The organism is Streptomyces sp. NPDC029152 (assembly GCF_055564355.1).
This window is the reverse complement of record NZ_JBVHWR010000034.1, coordinates 1-15,999: the sequence shown is the minus strand read 5'-3', so window position 1 is coordinate 15,999 and position 15,999 is coordinate 1. Positions and strand designations below refer to the sequence as shown.

The following is a 15,999-nucleotide window of genomic DNA, read 5'->3' as shown; positions in this document are numbered from 1 at the left end:
GTGGGTGCTGCCCCGGGCGGGGGTGCCGTGGTGCTGCCCCACAGTCGGGCCACGGCATCCCCGCCCCCGCGCCGCGCGGGCCACCGCTGGGAATCTGTGCCAGTACGACCATTGCAACAGTTGCGTAGAACTCTGAGTACGCGTACTCATCCAGTACGCCCGCCCGTCCTACACAATCGCCGCATGCCGAACTCAACTTCCGTCCAGCGCAGGCTTCGTGCCGTGTCCGGTCTTGCACTGGCCGGCTGCCTGGCTCTGACCGGCTGCGGCGAACTGCGGGCAGCCGACGCGGCGAGCACCGCCACTCCCGGCTCTGCGGGCGCGACCCCTTATGTGGAACCCGGCGCCGGTGAGGGCGCACCGCACTACAACGAGAACAACGCCCACCGTCAGCCCCGCGAGATGTCGGCCGCACACGAGAAGGACGCCCAGCGGGAAGCCGAACGCATCGAGCCGGTGCTCAGAAAACTGTGGGAGCAGGGGAAGTGGGATCCCGAGTCGGTGCGGGCGGCCCTGCTCGGGCTCGGCTACAAGGAGTCCGAGGAGATCGGGGGCCTGACCGTCCAGGAGATGTACGCGCGCTACCGGGACGGTGAGTACGTCATTCCGGAGGGTGCCATGATCGGGCTGCGGGTCCATCGCGACGCCTGCGTCACGGCGTTCGTTCAGAAGTCCAACTACGGGGTGCAGGCCAACGGGCCGTACCTGGAGACGGGGTGCATGTCGCCGCCCATCGCGCACTGAGCCAGCGTGGTGCCCGCGCTCGCCCGTGTCGGAAGGCCGACGCGCTGGCTGGGCTGTTGTCCTCACTCCGCAGCTACGTGTATCGAGCAGGCCCCGGGTCCCGGACCGTCAGGCGGTCCGGGACCCGGTCGCGTATCCGCGGGGGGTCGGATGTACATGCACGCGATGCCGTGTTCAACGAGCCCGCGCCGAGCCGGTCACCCGTGCCCGTGGGCGTGCCGGGGGAGGGCTAGGGTTCGGGTGCGGAGAGGACTGTGTCGGCGAAAGCCCCCACGAGCGCGGTCACCTCGGCCGCGGTGACGATGCCTTGCACCTGCATCTCCGACGCCAGCCCGGACAGGGAGAAGTTCCGCGGGCCCGTATGCTTCGCCGGTCCGGTGAACCGTCCGCTGAAGGAAAACCGTCCCCTCGTGTTCCAGCAGACCCCCGTCTACGACCGTCTGGTCGCCGAGCGCGGCGACGTCCCCGTCCAGGTCCGTGGTGAAGCCGACCGGATCCACCGCGACCTGGCCCAGGTCCTGCGCCAGACACCCACCTCCCAGCCGAGCGCCCCACGGAACGTCTTTGAGCCCAAAACCCCTCCCGGCGCCCTGTGACCGTCGTGCAGGCGTCCGGGCCGAGAGGTGTCCGTCCCTGGGCTGCGGGGGCGTCGCGGTGGCCTCCAAGTGCTCATCCGGATCACGTCGGCGGGTTGGCTGTGTATGCGTGGGTACGGGCCGGATCGAGGTGCAGTTCGTGGGGGCCCAGGCAGTCCGCGGCCAGGGTGGCTATGAGGGTCCCGCAGGCGCAGGCCATGTTGCGCCCTCCGGTCCCCAGAGGGCCGCAGCACCCCTGGTGGATGCCCAGGGCGGCGTCCAGACGCAGGTCGGGTACGTCGTCCGGGTGGACGATCACGGAGTTCCTGGGACCTGCGGACACCAGACCGTCCAGCCCGGGCGGCATGAGAAGGGCGCGGGTTGCGGACGTTCCCTGTTCTCGGGGTCCTGGTTCCACGAAGGGGGCTGCCCACGGTTCGGGGTCGACTGCGTAGTGCCCCCGTGGCACGGTCGACGGCGCGAGCCCGGTCGTGCGGTCACGGCCCCTGTCGTGCACGACAGCATCCGGGACCTCTGGGAGCTGCTGAAGGTCGGAGGTGAGCTGGGCACCGCACTTCATGCAGTAGAAGACCGCCATGCCAGCCGTTCTACCCGACCGCCGCCAGTCCGCTACGGCCGCATCTCCGACTAACCCCAGGGGGAGCTGACGGCGCGAAGCGGTCAGAGACCTCCTCGGGAATACAACAGCGACGCCGAGCCGGCCACAACGGCGCGCCTACGATGCGGCTGTGCGGAACACGAAGGCGTTCAAAAAAGCTACGGCCCTCACGCTCACGGAGCTGGCTCACCGGGGAGTGACGCTCGCACCGGCGACGGTCGAGGACACGATCGAGAAGAACGTCACCGCCGTCGCGCAGCGCCTGGGGATCCAGGTCCGCTCCGCCTGGCGGTACTTCGACGCCGCCGCCCTCGCCGACCATCTCGCCGGCAGCGCGCAGGCCTTCGCCGAGGGCAGCAGCGCCACGGACGCGGGCCAGGCCCCGATGCCGCCGATCGACAATCCCGAACTCGCCCTGGTCCTCGCCGGTGTCCCCGATTCCCTGGCCCAGACGGGCGGCGACCTGTTCTCGGTCATCGTCAACGTGGCGGTCAACGCCTGGATGGCCGGCCATATCCACGGCGAGGACGGCTGCACGGGCTGCGACGGCAGCCGCGGCCCCGGCGGGCACGACTGGCAGGCCCGGATGCGCACCATCACCGAGATGCAGCCAGACATCACCAAGTGGTTCGACCGCAACGTGTGGACCCGCGCCGTCAACGACGCCGGCTACACCGTCACTCGCCGCTGACCACCAACGCGGCACAGACGGTCCGACTGCCTCGCCACCCGACAATGCTGCCTGGTCTCGGGCCCTGACACCGCCGTGTCGAACGTGGCACGGCATATCAACAGCCGCTGAGCTTCCCGAACCGGGCCAGGCAGTGCCAGACCTTCTTGAGGTCCTGGAGAGCGTATCGACCTGTGCGGGCAGCGTCTCCGATGTCCCTGGGAGTGAGCCAGCCACCGTGAGCGATCTCGGCTCCCAGATCCACATACGCCTGGCCGCGATAGTGCGGATGGTGACGCAGTTCAGCCACGCTGAGCCGGAAACCGGGATGCCATTCGACTGGGCACGGCAGACGTCCTGCCGTATGTTCGACCGTTGTACCGCGATAGCTGGGGTCCAGTACCAGCGCTTCTACATCACAGTCAAACCTGACCGGCCCGTGGATCTGTGCCTCGATATGGCCGTCCAGGGGATCCATGTCCGTTGCCTCGGCGAGCTCGAGAAGTGAGCATCGATCGGCGACGCCGAAGGAAGACGGCTCAGCGGAACTGTCCGGGTAACAGAACGTGGCGCGCGTGAGAGCCTCAGGCGTGAGCCTGAAGTACGAGGAGCCGAATCGCGGGGCACCGCCGATCGGATCGCGGCGGTAGTTCAACGCTCAGTAGACAGGGCGCTGGTCAGGTGCGACCTCGTCATACGCGCCGGCGAAGATACGACTCTCCCAGCGCCATCGGTCTCCGCCCGGATGAGCGGTCAGCCCGCCGTTACTCGTACCTGTGACGAACTGTGACCTGTAGACACCTTCGTCAGCCATTTGAATCAGGATAGGACGGTTCCCCGCAACTCGGTCAGGGTGAAAGTGCATCGTCACCCTCAGGTCCCCAGGGAGAGGCTTCCCCCTCGACGCAGCCGCGACATGTCTCAAAGCCCTCCCGTAGAGCGAGACGGCGGTATCAGCATCCATGCGTGGAGTCTGCACAAGTCGCAGGCACCAACGCACCTCAATATGGCCACTGCTGCCCTGCGAGCAGCCCATCGGTCCAGCAACCGCGCATCTACCGCGACCGCGACCACGCCGCCTGGATGGCCGAGCACCAGATCGAGCGCGCCTACCGCGAACGCTTCGCCCGCACCCAGCAGGCCCAGGACGACACCGACCGCCTCCTCACTCATGCCCTGGACAACTCCCTCGCCGACCAGGCCGAAACTTCCGCCTGGTTCGTCGCCGTTGCCCGCTCGGAACGGCCCCTGTCCCGCACCGCGCCGCCCCTCGGGAGAAGGCTCCCGACCTGTGCGCGGCCGCCCGCGCCCGCTGACCCGCAACCGTCTGGCCGTGGGCCCGCTGGCCGGACTCGAGATCGTCTCGGCAAACCCCGCTTCACCACGACGGCAGCACCGTCCTCGCGGTGAACCTGTCCTGGAAGGCCCTGCGCACAGACGACACGGCGGGCCTCGCAGCGGACGGCCTCCTGGTCGACGCGGACAATGACGCCGGTCGTCACCGAGTACGGCAACTGCCGTGACACACGGATACAGCGCTCCCTAAGCGTACGGATCCCGTACGAAGTGCGTACTTTTCCCGTACAAGTGGACATGGGGATGACAATGTCCGCACTGGCCGCTCACGGCCCGCTGGGGGTCACCGGGCCGATCTGCGCCCCGTGGGAACAGGCCACCCCGCAGGCGGCACAGGCCTCTGGGCGGCACCTCGGCAGCTGTTTCGGCTCGACGGGGGTCCTGTCTGTCAGGCCCCGCCCGGGGCCGTCGGAAGCGTGAGTGGAGGAGTGCTGTGGGGGTTCGCAGGGCAGCGAAAGGCGTCGGTGGCTTCCTGATCGACACGGTGGGAGAAGCCGTCGCCGAGGTGATCCTCACCCTGCTCGCCTGCCTCCTGCTGGGCTGCCTCGTTGTGATCGCCTACCTGAGCTGGCCCTTGAGTCCACGCTTGACCATCGCAGGTGCCGGGCTGCTCAGCTGCTTGTTCGCCCACGGCGCCTGGCAGACCTTCCGTAGGCCTGCGAAGGGCCGCCGTCGGGGCCTTGCCGCCGTGACCGCTGCCGGTTTCACCGGGGCCGCCGCGACGGCTCTGTTCCTGCTGCTCTACGTCCCGGGCTGCGACTGCTTGTGAGGCCGGACGGCTCCACCGCGGTCACGCAGCCTGCGACCGAGTGGGAGACCATCAGACGGGACCCAGCCCGAGTTCTTGGTTGACCTTCACCTTGGGGGAGCCCACAGCATCAGTGGGGCCGGGCGACATGCCTGGCATGAGGAGGAACGAGTATGGAGTTGCTGACCATCGGGACGTTCGCGAAGGCGTCCCGGCTGTCGCCGAAGGCGCTGCGTCTTTACGACGAGCTCGGCCTGCTGACTCCCGCTCGCGTCGACCCGGTGACCGGCTACCGGCTCTACGCACCGGAGCAGCTGGAGCAGGCCCGGCTGGTTGCCTGGCTCCGGCGGCTGGGGATGCCTCTCGCCCGCATCCAGCAGGTCTGCACCCTGGCGGCAGGTCCGGCGGCCGAAGAGATCCGTGCGTTCTGGGCCCAGGTCGAGGCCGACACCGCCGCACGGCGGGACTTGGCCGCCTTCCTCATCGACCACCTCTCCTGGAAGGACCCTGCTATGTCCCCGACCGCCAAGCCCCTGGGTATCCGTTACGCCGCCCTTTCCGACACCGGCCTTGTCCGCGAAAGCAACCAGGACACCGCCTACGCAGGGTCTCGCCTGCTCGCCGTCGCCGACGGCTACGGCAGCGCAGGTGCCCCCGCAAGCGCCGCCGCTGTCGACGCGCTCAAGAGCCTGGAAACCGACAGCATCCCGGCGGGTAATCTCTTGAACGTCCTCGAAGACGCGATCGACCAGGCCAAGCAGGCCGTGCACGGCATCTCCGGACTCGGCCCTTCCTCCGAGAACGCCGGCACCACACTCACCGCGATGCTGTGGACCGGCTCGCAGCTGGCCCTGGTCCACATCGGCGACTCCCGCGTCTACCTCCTGCGAGACGGGGAGCTGTTCCAGATCACTCACGACCACACCATGGTGCAGTCAATGGTCGACGAAGGACGCCTCAGCCCGGAAGAAGCCGCTTCCCACCCTCAGCGGTCCCTGCTGGTACGTGCCCTGGGCCAAGGAGCCGACTCCACACCCGACATGCGCCTGCACGACGCCCAGCAGGAAGACCGCTACCTGCTCTGCTCGGACGGTCTGTCCACCGTCGTGCCGACCGAAGAAATCCACCGAGTGCTCTCCGACACCAGTGAACCCGAGCACGCGGTCCGCGAACTCATCGCCCTCGCCAACGGCTCCGGCGGCCCCGACAACGTCAGCTGCGTGGTCGCCGACGTCATGGAGCTCCAGCAGTAGGAGCGAGTGGCATGCACTTCGGGTTGCACCAGGTCCGCTCCCACGAACTCATCCGTGAGGCGGACGAATACCGACTCGCCCAGCAAGCCAGGAAAGCCAGATCTGCCCCTCGAACCATGCCGTCCACTGCACAGCGCCCGGCTCCAAGGCGCCTGCTGGCTTGGCTGCGCGGGTGAACCGTCATGCTGCCTACGGTTGTGTGGGACACCGACCACCAACCTGTCCCACACAACGGCTTGGAGACAAGTCCTGCCAACTGAGGAACAGAGAAGGCCGGGGTCACCGACACCGACAGAGCCGACGCGAAGCCCAGCGACGTGCCGACCCCGCGCCGGCGGCTACTGGCCGGGGTGGACGGCCTGGACGCCGGTGCCCGCGTACGCCTTCGGCGTCAGGGTGAGCAGGTACCGGCCGGCGGGGTGGGCGGCGCAGGGGCGGGCGGTGTGGATGGCGTGGACGGCGGCCCAGGAGTGCCCGAAGCGCAGCAGTTCGGTGGCGGTGACCGCGGCGTCGGTGCCGAACGCCTCGATCCGGATGAACCGCAGCCCCTTGATGTAGCCGAGCAGCCCAGGCTGTTCGGCGTCGCCGGCCGTCAGCGACAGCACCGGCGCGTACAGATCACCGAGGCCGCCGGAGGCCTGGACGTAGAACGCGGCGACCGCCTCGTTGAACGGGTCCTTCGGGTCGTACAGCGCCGCGGCGGCCGTGTGGTCCAGGACGACCGCGATCGGCGCCACTACGCGGCCGCCCGCGGACCGTGCGCGCTGCCGCCGAGGCGCTCCAGCAGCGCCCGGGCCTTCGCCTCGGCCTCCGGGCTCGGCGCGCTGCCGAGCGCGGAGGCGAGCTCGGCGCGGGCCAGCTCGGCCCGCTCGGCGTACTCCGCCCGCGTCGGTGTGCTCCGTGCAAGCTCCTCGACCAGGCTTCGGATGGTGGTGCCGTGCTCGGCGGCCAGCTGGGCCAGCCGGTCCCGCGCGGCCGTGCCCACCTTGATGCTCGTCTCGTCTGCTGCCATACCCCGACTCTACCGCGCTCCTCTACTTCGAGTAGAGGAATCGGGAGTGGACGGCAGCATGCCCGGAAGACCGACCTGGCCCAAAGGCCTGTGTCCGGGCAGGATGCGCCTTCCATGCGCGGTTGGCACGCGAGATGCACGCCCCATGAGCGCCCCGGGGCCAGGGTGCAGCGTGATCCGGAGCCGGGCCCCTGCTCCTCAGGCGGCAGCGGTCCGACCCGACTGCCCGCCCCCTGCGCGGGCCGGATCAGGTGCCGCTCTCTCCGAGCAGGAAGCGTGCATCGTCCTGCGCTTGCTGCCGCCACGTCCGCTGACGGTCGAGGACCGCCACGGTGCGCCGGCGGACGGTCAGCAGCGCCTTGTGCGCGCCGGCGGTGGCTTCCTTGGAGTAAAGACGGAACCGCGTAACGGCCACGACCACCGGCCGCAAGGGTATGAGCAGGCCACCGCCGTCGGCGGTGGATCAGCCGGCCACGGGAAGTACGGGCGTGCACATCCGGCACAGGCGGTAGCGGATGCCGCCACGCGGGCCGACGCGCTCGGCGACCCAGGCCGCCGCCTCACTGGGCTCCATCATCCGCTTGTGCGTCGCCCAACCGGAGTTGAGGGTGCCTTCGTGGGCGAACGTCGTCAGCGCGCCCTGCATCCAGATGGAGTCATCCCCCTGGACCTGGCCGACCGACTGCTCGATCTCCCGGCACGTGGCCCGGTGCAGCGTGTGCTTGCCCGCGGCGTAGGGGTACCGATCGGGCTCATCGAACCGGCGCCGCTGCTCCACCGACTCGGCACGGACGGCAGCGAATCGCTCTCTGGCTTCCGCACAGACCCGGCACCCGGCAGCACACACCGACACCTGAGCAGCGCCGTCGAGCCGCTCCCAGCCCATCGGCCCCCCAGACGCTGGCTCGGCGCGCCTCGACGGCGGGACCTGCGCAAGACGAACGGCCGCCGCGGCCCGCCGGGCTGCCTCACCCGCAACGCGCTGCCGAAGGGACGAACGTCCTCGCTTCGCCATACAGACCCCCTCCCACCCACCGCTGCTCACCCAGAACCATCAAGGCGCTCCAGGCCGCCACGACGACCAAGGCGGCGCCACGACCCACCATCATGACAGCCAGCCAAGCGAAAGCCACCGCACGGCGCATGGCTTCACCCGATACCTTCTTTTCCCGCGGGGTACCGCGAGCAGGTGAGAACGGCGCACCACCCGACGTCCGCAAGCCGTTCAGCACGGACACCTCGCTGCGCCAGCCGCCCCGCCGCGAGCCCTCGTGCAGCCCGGACACTCCGGTTGGACGGCATTTGCGCTACCGCATGCTCTGGTCCCGGCCCGGCGCGGGGGTGTGGTCTGTGCTGCGGTTGCCGTGGCGGTGCGGCGGGCGGCTGAGCAGAGCGGAAGCGCTCGGCCAGGACAGCCAGGAGCCGCTCGGCCGCGGCTTGGATTTCCTCGCCCGGTTAGCGTATGTCGGTTCGGAAGTCGGCTGTTCGGCGTCGGGTGACAGCCGGAATCCGGCTTCCGAGTGGGACAGGCCGATGGGCGGATCCGTCCGACTGGTCACTGTCGGGTGTGTGGCCGCCGGTGGTGTTTCAGCCAGGTCGGACCAGCATCCGAGAGAACGTGTTGACGACCACAGTCCACCTGCAATATTTTTCTGGCATGCGCCAAAGAGAGTCGACATGAGCCGAGGTGGCCTTTCGGGTGATGAAGTGGTGCGGACGCTGTCTGCGCTGGCCAACCCGCACCGGCTGCGGGTCATCGCGGCTCTTGCCGGGGGGCGGAACTACGTCAGCCAGCTCGCCCGCGACCTGGGTATGAGCCGCCCACTCCTGCAGATGCACCTGCAGCGGCTGGAGGCGGCAGGACTCGTCACCAGCACCCTGGAGCTGTCCGATGACGGCAAGGCGATGAAGTACTACGAAGTGGCGCCGTTCGACGTCCGTCTGACACCGGCCGTCATCGCGGAGGCCGCCCCCACTCTTTCCGACAAGGACAAGGACGAGAAGAAGTGAGATCACTGGCGATGGACAACAGCACTGCGTGGGGCGGCTGGGGAGACATCGTGCTCCTCCTGGGAGGCATGGCACTGCTCGCAGTCGTCGTCCTCGGCGTCAGCAGGATCTTCCAGGCCCGGGCAGCGGCCGGGCGCGAGGAACTCCTGCGGGAGATAGCCGAAGAGGCCACGGCCGCCCAGAACGCCACCGCGAACCAGCTGTCCGACCTCAACGCTACACTCAAGCGGGTCGAGAAGATCCTCAGCCAGGTCGAATAGGCGCCAAGGGGGCGCTGAGCCACGTGCGGCCGGCGCCCCCGAGGAGCGTCTGCGACGAAAATGGCGACGGGATCCGGCGAGGATCCGTGCGGTGGCGAGGAGGTCGTCACCAAGGACAGCCCGGCTCGGAGGCAGCCCCCGAAGCCGACCTCATCATCAAAGCAGCCGTCGCCAGAGGAGCTTTCAACCAGGTCAGCAAAGCCCTGTTGCACTCCTGCTGCGAGGATCCCGACCTGACCGACGAGGTCTTCTCGGAAGCTGGCCCCAGTAGAACTCGATCGGGAACGAATCCGGCTTCACACGGTCCGCGGCGGCCGAAGCAGCCCGAATCCGTGAGGCGAGCGGCTCCTGCGCGGCCTGCGGCGACGCCTTCGCCAACGTCCGCGGATGGGAGCCGAGCATCCCGCCCCCACTACCCGCTGATCGACGCCGCAGGCCTGCAACGCGGCCGGCTCACCGGCCTCGCCCTCAAGGGCGAGGAGCTCATCGACGCCGGCCAGGTCGCTCAGCAGATCAGCCTCGATGAGGCCAGGGAAGCCCGGCTGGTGACCGAGACGGCCGTCGACCGTGTCCGGGACAAGTTCGGGCACCAGATCATCGACCCCTGGCTTCGTTCGCTTTCAGTAGCAGCGTTTGTCCACCGGTTTGGGAGGCAAGGGAGGGTTCGAGCCTCCGCAGATGTTCACGAGAAATGACGTCGCTCTTGGGTGAGGAGCCTCGGCCGTGCCTGGTCGGGTAACCAGCAGCTGATAATGCGTTGTCGATCTCAGCTGGGCTGCGAGAGCATCCGGGGCATGGAAGAGCCTGCCGAAAGCCTCAGTTCTGACCAGGTTGAGCTGCGCCGGTGGCGCATGACGGATCTCGACGCCTTGGAACGGGCGATCTACGAGTCGTTGGACCATCTGGTGCCGTGGATGCCCTGGGCGGCCGACCATGGCAGACAGCAAACCTCTGACTTCCTCGCCCGGAACCAGGAGGAGTGGGAGGCCAGGCAAGCCTTCGGCTATGCGATCACATCGGATGCTGCGGTGATCGGCGGCTGCGGCCTCATGCGCCGCATCGGAGCGGGCGGCCTGGACATCGGCTACTGGCTTCACCCTCAATGGACCGGACGGGGTCTGGCCACGATGGCCGCTGCGGCCCTTGTCCGCCAGGGCTTCCAACTGGCAGGCATTGACCGCATCGAGATCCATCATGATGCCGCAAACCCTGCCAGCGGAGCCGTCGCCAGCCGCTTGGGTTTCACTGAGGTTGAACGCATACAAGCCCCTGAAGGGCCCGTCGCTCCCGGCGAAGTGGGAGTTGACGTCATCTGGCGCATGACGGCAGACCAGTGGAAGGCAAAGACATCTGAGCACGCTCAACAAGTCAGCTGAGGGGTTCGGGTATTTCCTGTCGGCGGACGCCGCCCCTGAGGGCGAGGTCCGCCACGACGGGGGCCTCGGGTGTCAGCCGGCCTTGGCGGGCTCCTCGGCTCGTGCTCGAGTGCTGGCGAGGCGGTAGGAGTCGGTGCCGGTTTCGATGATGGTGCCGTTGAAGGTGAGGCGGTCGACGATGGCCGCGCAGAGTCGCGGGTCGGTGAAGGTCTTCGTCCAGCCGCCGAACGACTCGTTGGAGGCGATGGCGACGCTGTTCTTCTCCTCGCGCTCGGTTAGGACCTGGAACAGCAGCTCGGCGCCGTGCCGGTCCAGTTCCATGTATCCCAACTCGTCGATGCACAAAAGATCGACGCGGCCGTAGCGGGCGATGGTCTTCGTGAGCTGCTTCTCGTCGGCGGCCTCGACCAGCTCGTTCACCAGTTTCGTGGCCAGCGTGTATCGGACCCGGTAGCCCTTCATGGCGGCCTCGGTGCCCAGGGCGATCAGCATGTGCGACTTGCCGGTGCCGGAGTCTCCGATCAGGCAGAGTGGCTGCCCCTTCTTGATCCACTCGCAGCTGGCGAGCGTGTTGATGGTGGCCGCGTCGATGTTGGGGTTGGCGTCGAAGTCGAAGGTCCGCAGCGACTTCTCCCGCGGGAACCCGGCCGCCTTGATCCGCCGTTCTGAGCGGCGGCGGGCCCGGTCGTCGCACTCGGCCATCAGCAGCTCGGCAAGGAAGCCGCGATAGGTCAGCTGGTCCTTCACCGCCCGGTCGGCGATGTCGCCGAACTCCTTGCGGATCGACGGCAGCCGCAGCAAGCGGCAGGCGGTGTCGATGGCGGTGGTGGCGGCCTGTTCGGTCAATCCTCGCTGGCGGGGCAGGGTCACTGGGCTTCTTCCTCTCGGTGGGCGCCGCCGTCGGCGTGACGGCGGCGGAGCAGCTGGTCATAGGGGGTCACCGAGGGCAGCGGCCTGGTGTCCGGCGGAAGGTGGGCCAGCTTCCACTCGTGCAGAAACGTCACGGTCCCCGGCGGATGTCCCGCTCCGGTGCCCGACGAGCCAAGGGCAGCGGGTTCGTCCTCGGCCTGGGCGGCCTTGCGGGCCTCCAGGGCGACTGCGTCCGCGGTCAGGGCCCCGGCCCGCAGGGCGGTGGCCAGCCCGGCGACCAGGTACTCGTGCGGGATGTGACGGCCCAGCAGCAGCACCTCGATCAGTGCCCGGGTGCCGTCCCGCTCGCCGTGGATCTTCTGGGCCTGGGTCCACCAGGCGTCGTGGACCGGGGTGAACCTGCCTGCGGAGCGGGCCTGTTCGAGAGCGGTGGCGCCGGGGAAAGCGCCCGGCTTGCGGATCAGGGCTTCCAGGTAGTGGTCCAGATCCAGGCGGCAGCCGCCCTTGGCGATCAGTCGTTCATGCCGGGCCACTTCCACGTTCTGGTCGTAAACCACCAGGTGAGAGGCGTGCAGCACGACCCGGACGCGTTTGCCGATCAGGCGGACCGGCACCGAGTAGCGGTTGGTGCGGACGGCGATCTGGCTGTAGCGGTCGACCCTGGGTGTGAACACCCTCCCGGTCTCGAACGGTTCCTCCGGCAGCGGCATCAGCAGCGGCTGTTCGACGGCGAAGTGCTCGTCGATCGTCCGTGGCCGCGAGCCGATCCGGCGCCGGCCGTCGTGCAGGTCCCACTGCTCGACCATCTCGTTCAGCTCCGCCAGCGAGGACACCTCCGGCACCGGGGTGAAGTGGTTGCGGCGGAAGTAGCCGATCTGACCCTCGACACCGCCTTTCTCGTGGGCGCCGTCGATGCCCGGGCGGCAGTAGAAGCTCTCGATGCCGAAGTGTGATCGGAAGGCGATCCACCGGTCGGTCTCCACCCTCGCCCGGCTCAGCCCCAGCACCTGGGCGACGGCGGCCTTGAGGTTGTCGTAGCGCACCCGCCCCCGCGGGACGCCGCCCAGCGTCCGCAGAGCGTGCACGTGCCCCTCGAAGAAGGCTTCCTGGCCGGCGGAGGCGAACACCCGGTGGACGGCCTTGCCCGAATACGACAGGCGGAAGGAGAACAGGTAGCAGGTCACCAGCTCGCCGGCGAGCCGCACGGCTACGTCGCCGAAGTCGACCTCCGCCTCCATGCCGGGCGGATGGGTCTGCGGGATGAACGCCTCGATGGGCGCCTTGCCCGCCTCCACCGCGATCTGCGGCTTCCGGTCGGCGACATAGCGCCTGACCATCGGATAGGACACGTCGGCGCCGTGTTCTTCGATCAGCCGGTGGAAGATCCGGGTGACCGTATGCCGCTGCTTGCGCGGCGCGTCCAGGTCCGCTCGCAGGATCACGTCGATCACCGCCTTGTACGGATCCAGCGCCGACGGCCGCGGCGGCAACGGCTTGCGCGGCTCCGGCCAGGCCGAGTCCAGGGCCTTGCGCACCGTCCGCCAGGCAACGTTGTACTTGCGCTCCAACTCCCGCATCGTCACGCCGGCCCGGTGGTCCCGCCGGATCGCCGCGTACAGCTCGACCTTCGACATCTGCGGCATGACCAGGGCCTTTCACCGGGAACACCCCGATGCTGTCCTGGCAAGCCCCCCACTGCCTTCAAAACTCGTGAACATCACCCGACCGTGGAAACGGGCGCCTCCCAAACCCGTGTACAACCGCCGTCACAACTCGTGAATAAAGCCAGACCCCACCACCGTCTTCCGACGCGCCTCATGACGATGCGGGCAGAAACCGCAGGTCCGGCTTCACCAGGCCACCAGACACGCCTCCCGCGGACAGCATGGCGGGCGTTCTCTTCTTCGTTCGAGGCGGCCACTGATGGCTGCCGAGATGAGGAACCACGATGACGGTCATGCGGTCCCCTTCTCGTACGCCTGCTCCCCGCACGCGCGGGGATGGTCCCGTGCACTACGCCGTCAAGCGACTGGACGACGCCTGCTCCCCGCGCCCGCGGGGATGGTCCCGCGACAGGCCAACTGGCTCGTTGCGCGGCTGTGCAGTCCGGGCCATCCCCCGCAGGGGCGGGGAGATGGACGTTCGTAGTCGCGCGAACGGATGAGTGGGAGGTTCGCCGTCGCATGCAAAGGGGTGGGCCTGAGGGGACTGCACTCCGGCGCGGTGGGACGACCGGTTCCTGTCGATGGTTCCGTCGAACCAGAGGGGACCACCGTCGAGACCGTTATTGCCGCCGCTGGCTGAGCTGCAGATGCACGTCACAGCCACTCTTCGAAGGCAAAGCCGACGGCTTGATTGATGACCGCTTCTTCGATTGCTTCCTGTCTGCGACCAGTGGGTGTGAGCGTCGGTGGTGTTGGTACGGGGTGAGCCCACCAGAGAGGACTTCCGCCTGGGACGGACATGAGCCCTCCGAATCGCAAGTCGCCCGCGAACCAGAACACCCCGCGGCCGTCTGGCGTGCCGACCCATACGCTTTCCGGAACAGGAGAGCTGAACGTACATACGACCGACATGTCTGGGTCGAGCAGCAGCATCGCTTTGCCCTTCCCTCCAGGGAGTTCTTCCAAGCGGCAGGGCCATGCCTGCCAAGGACTCACGAGCGTCGCAGCGGCCATGCGCTCCACGGCTTGCACGTTTTTCTTGATCTTGGCCTCCTCGCGAGATGACCCGATTACCAATAAAAGGCAAATGGCTACGGCCAGGAGGACTGCAATCGGTGAGGGGTTGTCCTGGCACCAGAGGAAGAAGGCAGTTACCGCAATGGCTGTTCCTAGGCAGCCAGGGGATAGTTCGGGTTTCTCATTCTTTGCTTTATTCAGCTCTCCCGTCACTACCTCCCCCACAGTCGGAGTCATCGCGGATGCTGGTCTCGGCGAGACCTGATAACCGAACTCTTCTGCCATCATGGGGCCCCCGATGCTTGGATGTGTGTCCATTCAACCGGCTATCAGCGTGCTCAGTAAGGGGAGCCAGACCAGGACCGCGAGTTCTCAGCCATGCGCGTTGATGGTGAACGGACAGTTCGTCACAAAGAGCCCAATCGCTCTCTCACGCCTCACTGAGCTTCTTCGAGGTGGCCACCGATCAGGTGACGGTCCGCGAGCCGCGACGAGCAAGGCCTCCGGGCTGTTGATCGAGATGTCCGACGTCTCAATCACGCTGCTCGGGGACCTCATTGGTCGTCTGTCCTGCCGCACTTGACCTGCCCCATGCGCTCGTGGAGTGGGTCACCATGCTCATCATCACCCGTGAGGGCGACCGGCGTTGCAAGCTCCGTCCGTCTCAGCGCGCGATGGTGGCACTGGTGTACCTGCGCGAACACGTCACCCTGGCCAAGATCGCTGCCGGGTTCGAGAACAGCGAGTCCACCGCCCACGCCTACACCAACGCGGTCGTCCACCTGCTCGCCGAACGTGCGCCGGGTCTGCTGAAGGTCCTACGCGAACACAACCCCGACTTCGTTCTGCTGGACGGCACGCTCGCCGAGTGCGACCGGATCGGCGACGGACGGGCCGACTGCTCCCACAAGCACCGCCGGCACGGCGTGAACGTGCAGGTGGTCACCGACCCGGACGGCCGGCTGCTGTGGCTCTCGCCCGCACTGCCGGGCCGGGCTCACGACCTGACCTCCCCACCCTTCGGCCGGGGGCACCCCCAGCCCGCACCCACCACATCATCCGCATCTGCGAGCGCCAGGGCGTCCCCATCCTGGCTGATCTCGCCTACCAGGGCGGCGGTCCCTGGCTGACCACGGGCATCAAACGCAGGCCCCCGCAGGAACTCACTCCCACCGAGAAGACCGCCAACCGGGCCCTGGCCGCGGCACGGACACCGGTCGAACGCGGCGTCGCCCGCCTGAAGTCCTGGCGGATCTTCCGCAGATCCCGATGCAGCCCCAACCGCATGTCGTCAATGTCAAAGCCATTCTCACGCTGGAGCGGCAACGCTGAAGAAGCTCACTAAACAGAAAAAAATTCACCGATGCCTCAACAACCTGGTTCAACTCAGAAAAAAAATCATCGCATCGCGACAGCAGACTCGGAGGTACGTTCTACCTCCAGTCCCGAACCCGCATACGATCTGAAGTGCCAGGGGTGGGCAGGTTCTGCCAAAGCTACATGATGCATCACCTGATGCATACTCACGACCCGAGCCGCATCCTTCCCGTAGCCAGCCGGGCCCCGAAGGGGCCCCGGTCCGGGAGCGCAGCGGACGGACCATCACGTCCCGCTTGCGGGACGTGAACGCGGGGAGCGCAGCGGACCGCGTCACCCCGGGCAGGAAGCCCGGGACAAGCCCCTCGGAGCGTCAGCGGAGAGGGGCCGGCCGCTTAGCGGCCGAACCGCCCTCGCTTGCGAGGGCGGTGACGCGCCGTCACGCCCGGCGCGCAGCGCCGGGCTTCCGCTCCTCCGCGCGCTAGCGCGGAGGTACCCGCTCCGCGGG

At 68.0% G+C, this 15,999-nt stretch carries 16 protein-coding genes and 2 pseudogenes; 9 read left to right on the top strand and 9 right to left on the bottom strand.

What is annotated here, in order from left to right:
* Positions 1-183: 183 nt before the first annotated feature.
* Positions 184-744, top strand: coding sequence for a hypothetical protein (locus ACZ4V6_RS34975; protein ID WP_467835078.1), 561 nt, complete (start codon positions 184-186; stop codon positions 742-744).
* A 410-nt stretch (positions 745-1,154) separates the two neighbouring features.
* Positions 1,155-1,340: a hypothetical protein gene (locus ACZ4V6_RS34970; protein ID WP_467835076.1), complete on the top strand. Its 186-nt coding sequence runs from the start codon at positions 1,155-1,157 to the stop codon at positions 1,338-1,340.
* Positions 1,341-1,422: 82 nt separating this feature from the next.
* Here the strand turns inward: ACZ4V6_RS34970 and ACZ4V6_RS34965 are convergent, their stop codons facing one another.
* Positions 1,423-1,662 (bottom strand): hypothetical protein, encoded by a 240-nt coding sequence (locus ACZ4V6_RS34965; RefSeq protein ID WP_467835072.1) that lies wholly within the window; start codon positions 1,660-1,662, stop codon positions 1,423-1,425.
* Between the two features lie 406 nt (positions 1,663-2,068).
* Between ACZ4V6_RS34965 and ACZ4V6_RS34960 the strand changes: the two genes are divergently transcribed.
* Positions 2,069-2,629, top strand: a complete 561-nt coding sequence (locus ACZ4V6_RS34960; protein ID WP_467835069.1) for a hypothetical protein — start codon at positions 2,069-2,071, stop codon at positions 2,627-2,629.
* 97 nt (positions 2,630-2,726) lie between these two features.
* Here ACZ4V6_RS34960 and ACZ4V6_RS34955 read toward each other — a convergent pair.
* Positions 2,727-3,572 (bottom strand): annotated as a pseudogene (locus ACZ4V6_RS34955) (DUF3626 domain-containing protein).
* An 825-nt stretch (positions 3,573-4,397) separates the two neighbouring features.
* On the opposite strand from ACZ4V6_RS34955, the gene ACZ4V6_RS34950 reads away from it, so the two are divergent.
* Both ACZ4V6_RS34950 and ACZ4V6_RS34945 read left to right on the top strand, forming a co-directional pair.
* On the top strand, positions 4,398-4,733 hold the full coding sequence (locus tag ACZ4V6_RS34950; RefSeq protein WP_467835067.1) for a lysine transporter LysE: 336 nt from the start codon (positions 4,398-4,400) through the stop codon (positions 4,731-4,733).
* Positions 4,734-4,885: 152 nt separating this feature from the next.
* Positions 4,886-5,965 (top strand): MerR family transcriptional regulator, encoded by a 1,080-nt coding sequence (locus ACZ4V6_RS34945; protein WP_467835065.1) that lies wholly within the window; start codon positions 4,886-4,888, stop codon positions 5,963-5,965.
* Between the two features lie 338 nt (positions 5,966-6,303).
* On the opposite strand, the gene ACZ4V6_RS34940 is transcribed toward ACZ4V6_RS34945, so the two are convergent.
* From ACZ4V6_RS34940 to ACZ4V6_RS34925, 4 genes are all read right to left on the bottom strand, one after another.
* Entirely contained in the window at positions 6,304-6,702 is a 399-nt protein-coding gene (locus ACZ4V6_RS34940) for a PIN domain-containing protein (protein WP_467835063.1), read from the bottom strand.
* Positions 6,702-6,977 carry a hypothetical protein gene (locus tag ACZ4V6_RS34935; RefSeq protein WP_467835062.1) on the bottom strand — a complete coding sequence of 92 codons (276 nt, stop codon included), beginning with the start codon at positions 6,975-6,977 and terminating at the stop codon, positions 6,702-6,704. Before ACZ4V6_RS34935 ends, ACZ4V6_RS34940 begins: the two co-directional genes overlap by 1 nt.
* A 247-nt stretch (positions 6,978-7,224) precedes the next feature.
* Complete coding sequence (locus ACZ4V6_RS34930; RefSeq protein WP_467835059.1) at positions 7,225-7,398, bottom strand: hypothetical protein; 174 nt, start codon at positions 7,396-7,398, stop codon at positions 7,225-7,227.
* A 42-nt stretch (positions 7,399-7,440) separates the two neighbouring features.
* The gene (locus ACZ4V6_RS34925) at positions 7,441-7,863 is read right to left on the bottom strand and encodes a hypothetical protein (protein ID WP_467835058.1); all 423 of its coding nucleotides are present in this window, start codon (positions 7,861-7,863) and stop codon (positions 7,441-7,443) included.
* A gap of 791 nt (positions 7,864-8,654) precedes the next feature.
* On the opposite strand from ACZ4V6_RS34925, the gene ACZ4V6_RS34920 reads away from it, so the two are divergent.
* The 3 genes from ACZ4V6_RS34920 to ACZ4V6_RS34910 all read left to right on the top strand — a co-directional run bounded on the left by ACZ4V6_RS34920 (position 8,655) and on the right by ACZ4V6_RS34910 (position 10,623).
* On the top strand, positions 8,655-8,987 hold the full coding sequence (locus ACZ4V6_RS34920; protein ID WP_467835056.1) for an ArsR/SmtB family transcription factor: 333 nt from the start codon (positions 8,655-8,657) through the stop codon (positions 8,985-8,987).
* 11 nt (positions 8,988-8,998) lie between these two features.
* Positions 8,999-9,247 (top strand): hypothetical protein, encoded by a 249-nt coding sequence (locus ACZ4V6_RS34915; protein ID WP_467835054.1) that lies wholly within the window; start codon positions 8,999-9,001, stop codon positions 9,245-9,247.
* A gap of 794 nt (positions 9,248-10,041) precedes the next feature.
* Positions 10,042-10,623, top strand: coding sequence for a GNAT family N-acetyltransferase (locus ACZ4V6_RS34910; protein ID WP_467835051.1), 582 nt, complete (start codon positions 10,042-10,044; stop codon positions 10,621-10,623).
* A 72-nt stretch (positions 10,624-10,695) separates the two neighbouring features.
* On the opposite strand, the gene istB is transcribed toward ACZ4V6_RS34910, so the two are convergent.
* The 3 genes from istB to ACZ4V6_RS34895 form a co-directional block, all read right to left on the bottom strand.
* Entirely contained in the window at positions 10,696-11,493 is a 798-nt protein-coding gene (istB, locus tag ACZ4V6_RS34905; RefSeq protein WP_467835049.1) for an IS21-like element helper ATPase IstB, read from the bottom strand.
* Positions 11,490-13,127, bottom strand: a complete 1,638-nt coding sequence (gene istA / locus ACZ4V6_RS34900) for an IS21 family transposase (RefSeq protein WP_467835112.1) — start codon at positions 13,125-13,127, stop codon at positions 11,490-11,492. The genes istB and istA overlap by 4 nt, the downstream gene beginning before the upstream one ends.
* Before the next feature lie 684 nt (positions 13,128-13,811).
* On the bottom strand, positions 13,812-14,462 hold the full coding sequence (locus ACZ4V6_RS34895; protein ID WP_467835047.1) for a hypothetical protein: 651 nt from the start codon (positions 14,460-14,462) through the stop codon (positions 13,812-13,814).
* Between the two features lie 269 nt (positions 14,463-14,731).
* Here ACZ4V6_RS34895 and ACZ4V6_RS34890 point away from each other — a divergent pair.
* Positions 14,732-15,506, top strand: a pseudogene (locus tag ACZ4V6_RS34890) (transposase).
* Positions 15,507-15,999 lie beyond the last annotated feature (493 nt).

What these genes read in the sequence shown, in the direction of transcription:
- ACZ4V6_RS34975 (WP_467835078.1), top strand. Translation starts at nt 184, where the DNA reads ATGCCGAACTCAACTTCCGTCCAGCGCAGGCTTCGTGCCGTGTCCGGT.
- ACZ4V6_RS34945 (WP_467835065.1), top strand. Translation starts at nt 4,886, where the DNA reads ATGGAGTTGCTGACCATCGGGACGTTCGCGAAGGCGTCCCGGCTGTCG.
- ACZ4V6_RS34935 (WP_467835062.1), bottom strand. Translation starts at nt 6,977, where the DNA reads ATGGCAGCAGACGAGACGAGCATCAAGGTGGGCACGGCCGCGCGGGAC.
- ACZ4V6_RS34925 (WP_467835058.1), bottom strand. Translation starts at nt 7,863, where the DNA reads ATGGGCTGGGAGCGGCTCGACGGCGCTGCTCAGGTGTCGGTGTGTGCT.
- ACZ4V6_RS34920 (WP_467835056.1), top strand. Translation starts at nt 8,655, where the DNA reads ATGAGCCGAGGTGGCCTTTCGGGTGATGAAGTGGTGCGGACGCTGTCT.
- ACZ4V6_RS34915 (WP_467835054.1), top strand. Translation starts at nt 8,999, where the DNA reads ATGGACAACAGCACTGCGTGGGGCGGCTGGGGAGACATCGTGCTCCTC.
- ACZ4V6_RS34910 (WP_467835051.1), top strand. Translation starts at nt 10,042, where the DNA reads ATGGAAGAGCCTGCCGAAAGCCTCAGTTCTGACCAGGTTGAGCTGCGC.
- istA (WP_467835112.1), bottom strand. Translation starts at nt 13,127, where the DNA reads ATGTCGAAGGTCGAGCTGTACGCGGCGATCCGGCGGGACCACCGGGCC.
- ACZ4V6_RS34895 (WP_467835047.1), bottom strand. Translation starts at nt 14,462, where the DNA reads ATGATGGCAGAAGAGTTCGGTTATCAGGTCTCGCCGAGACCAGCATCC.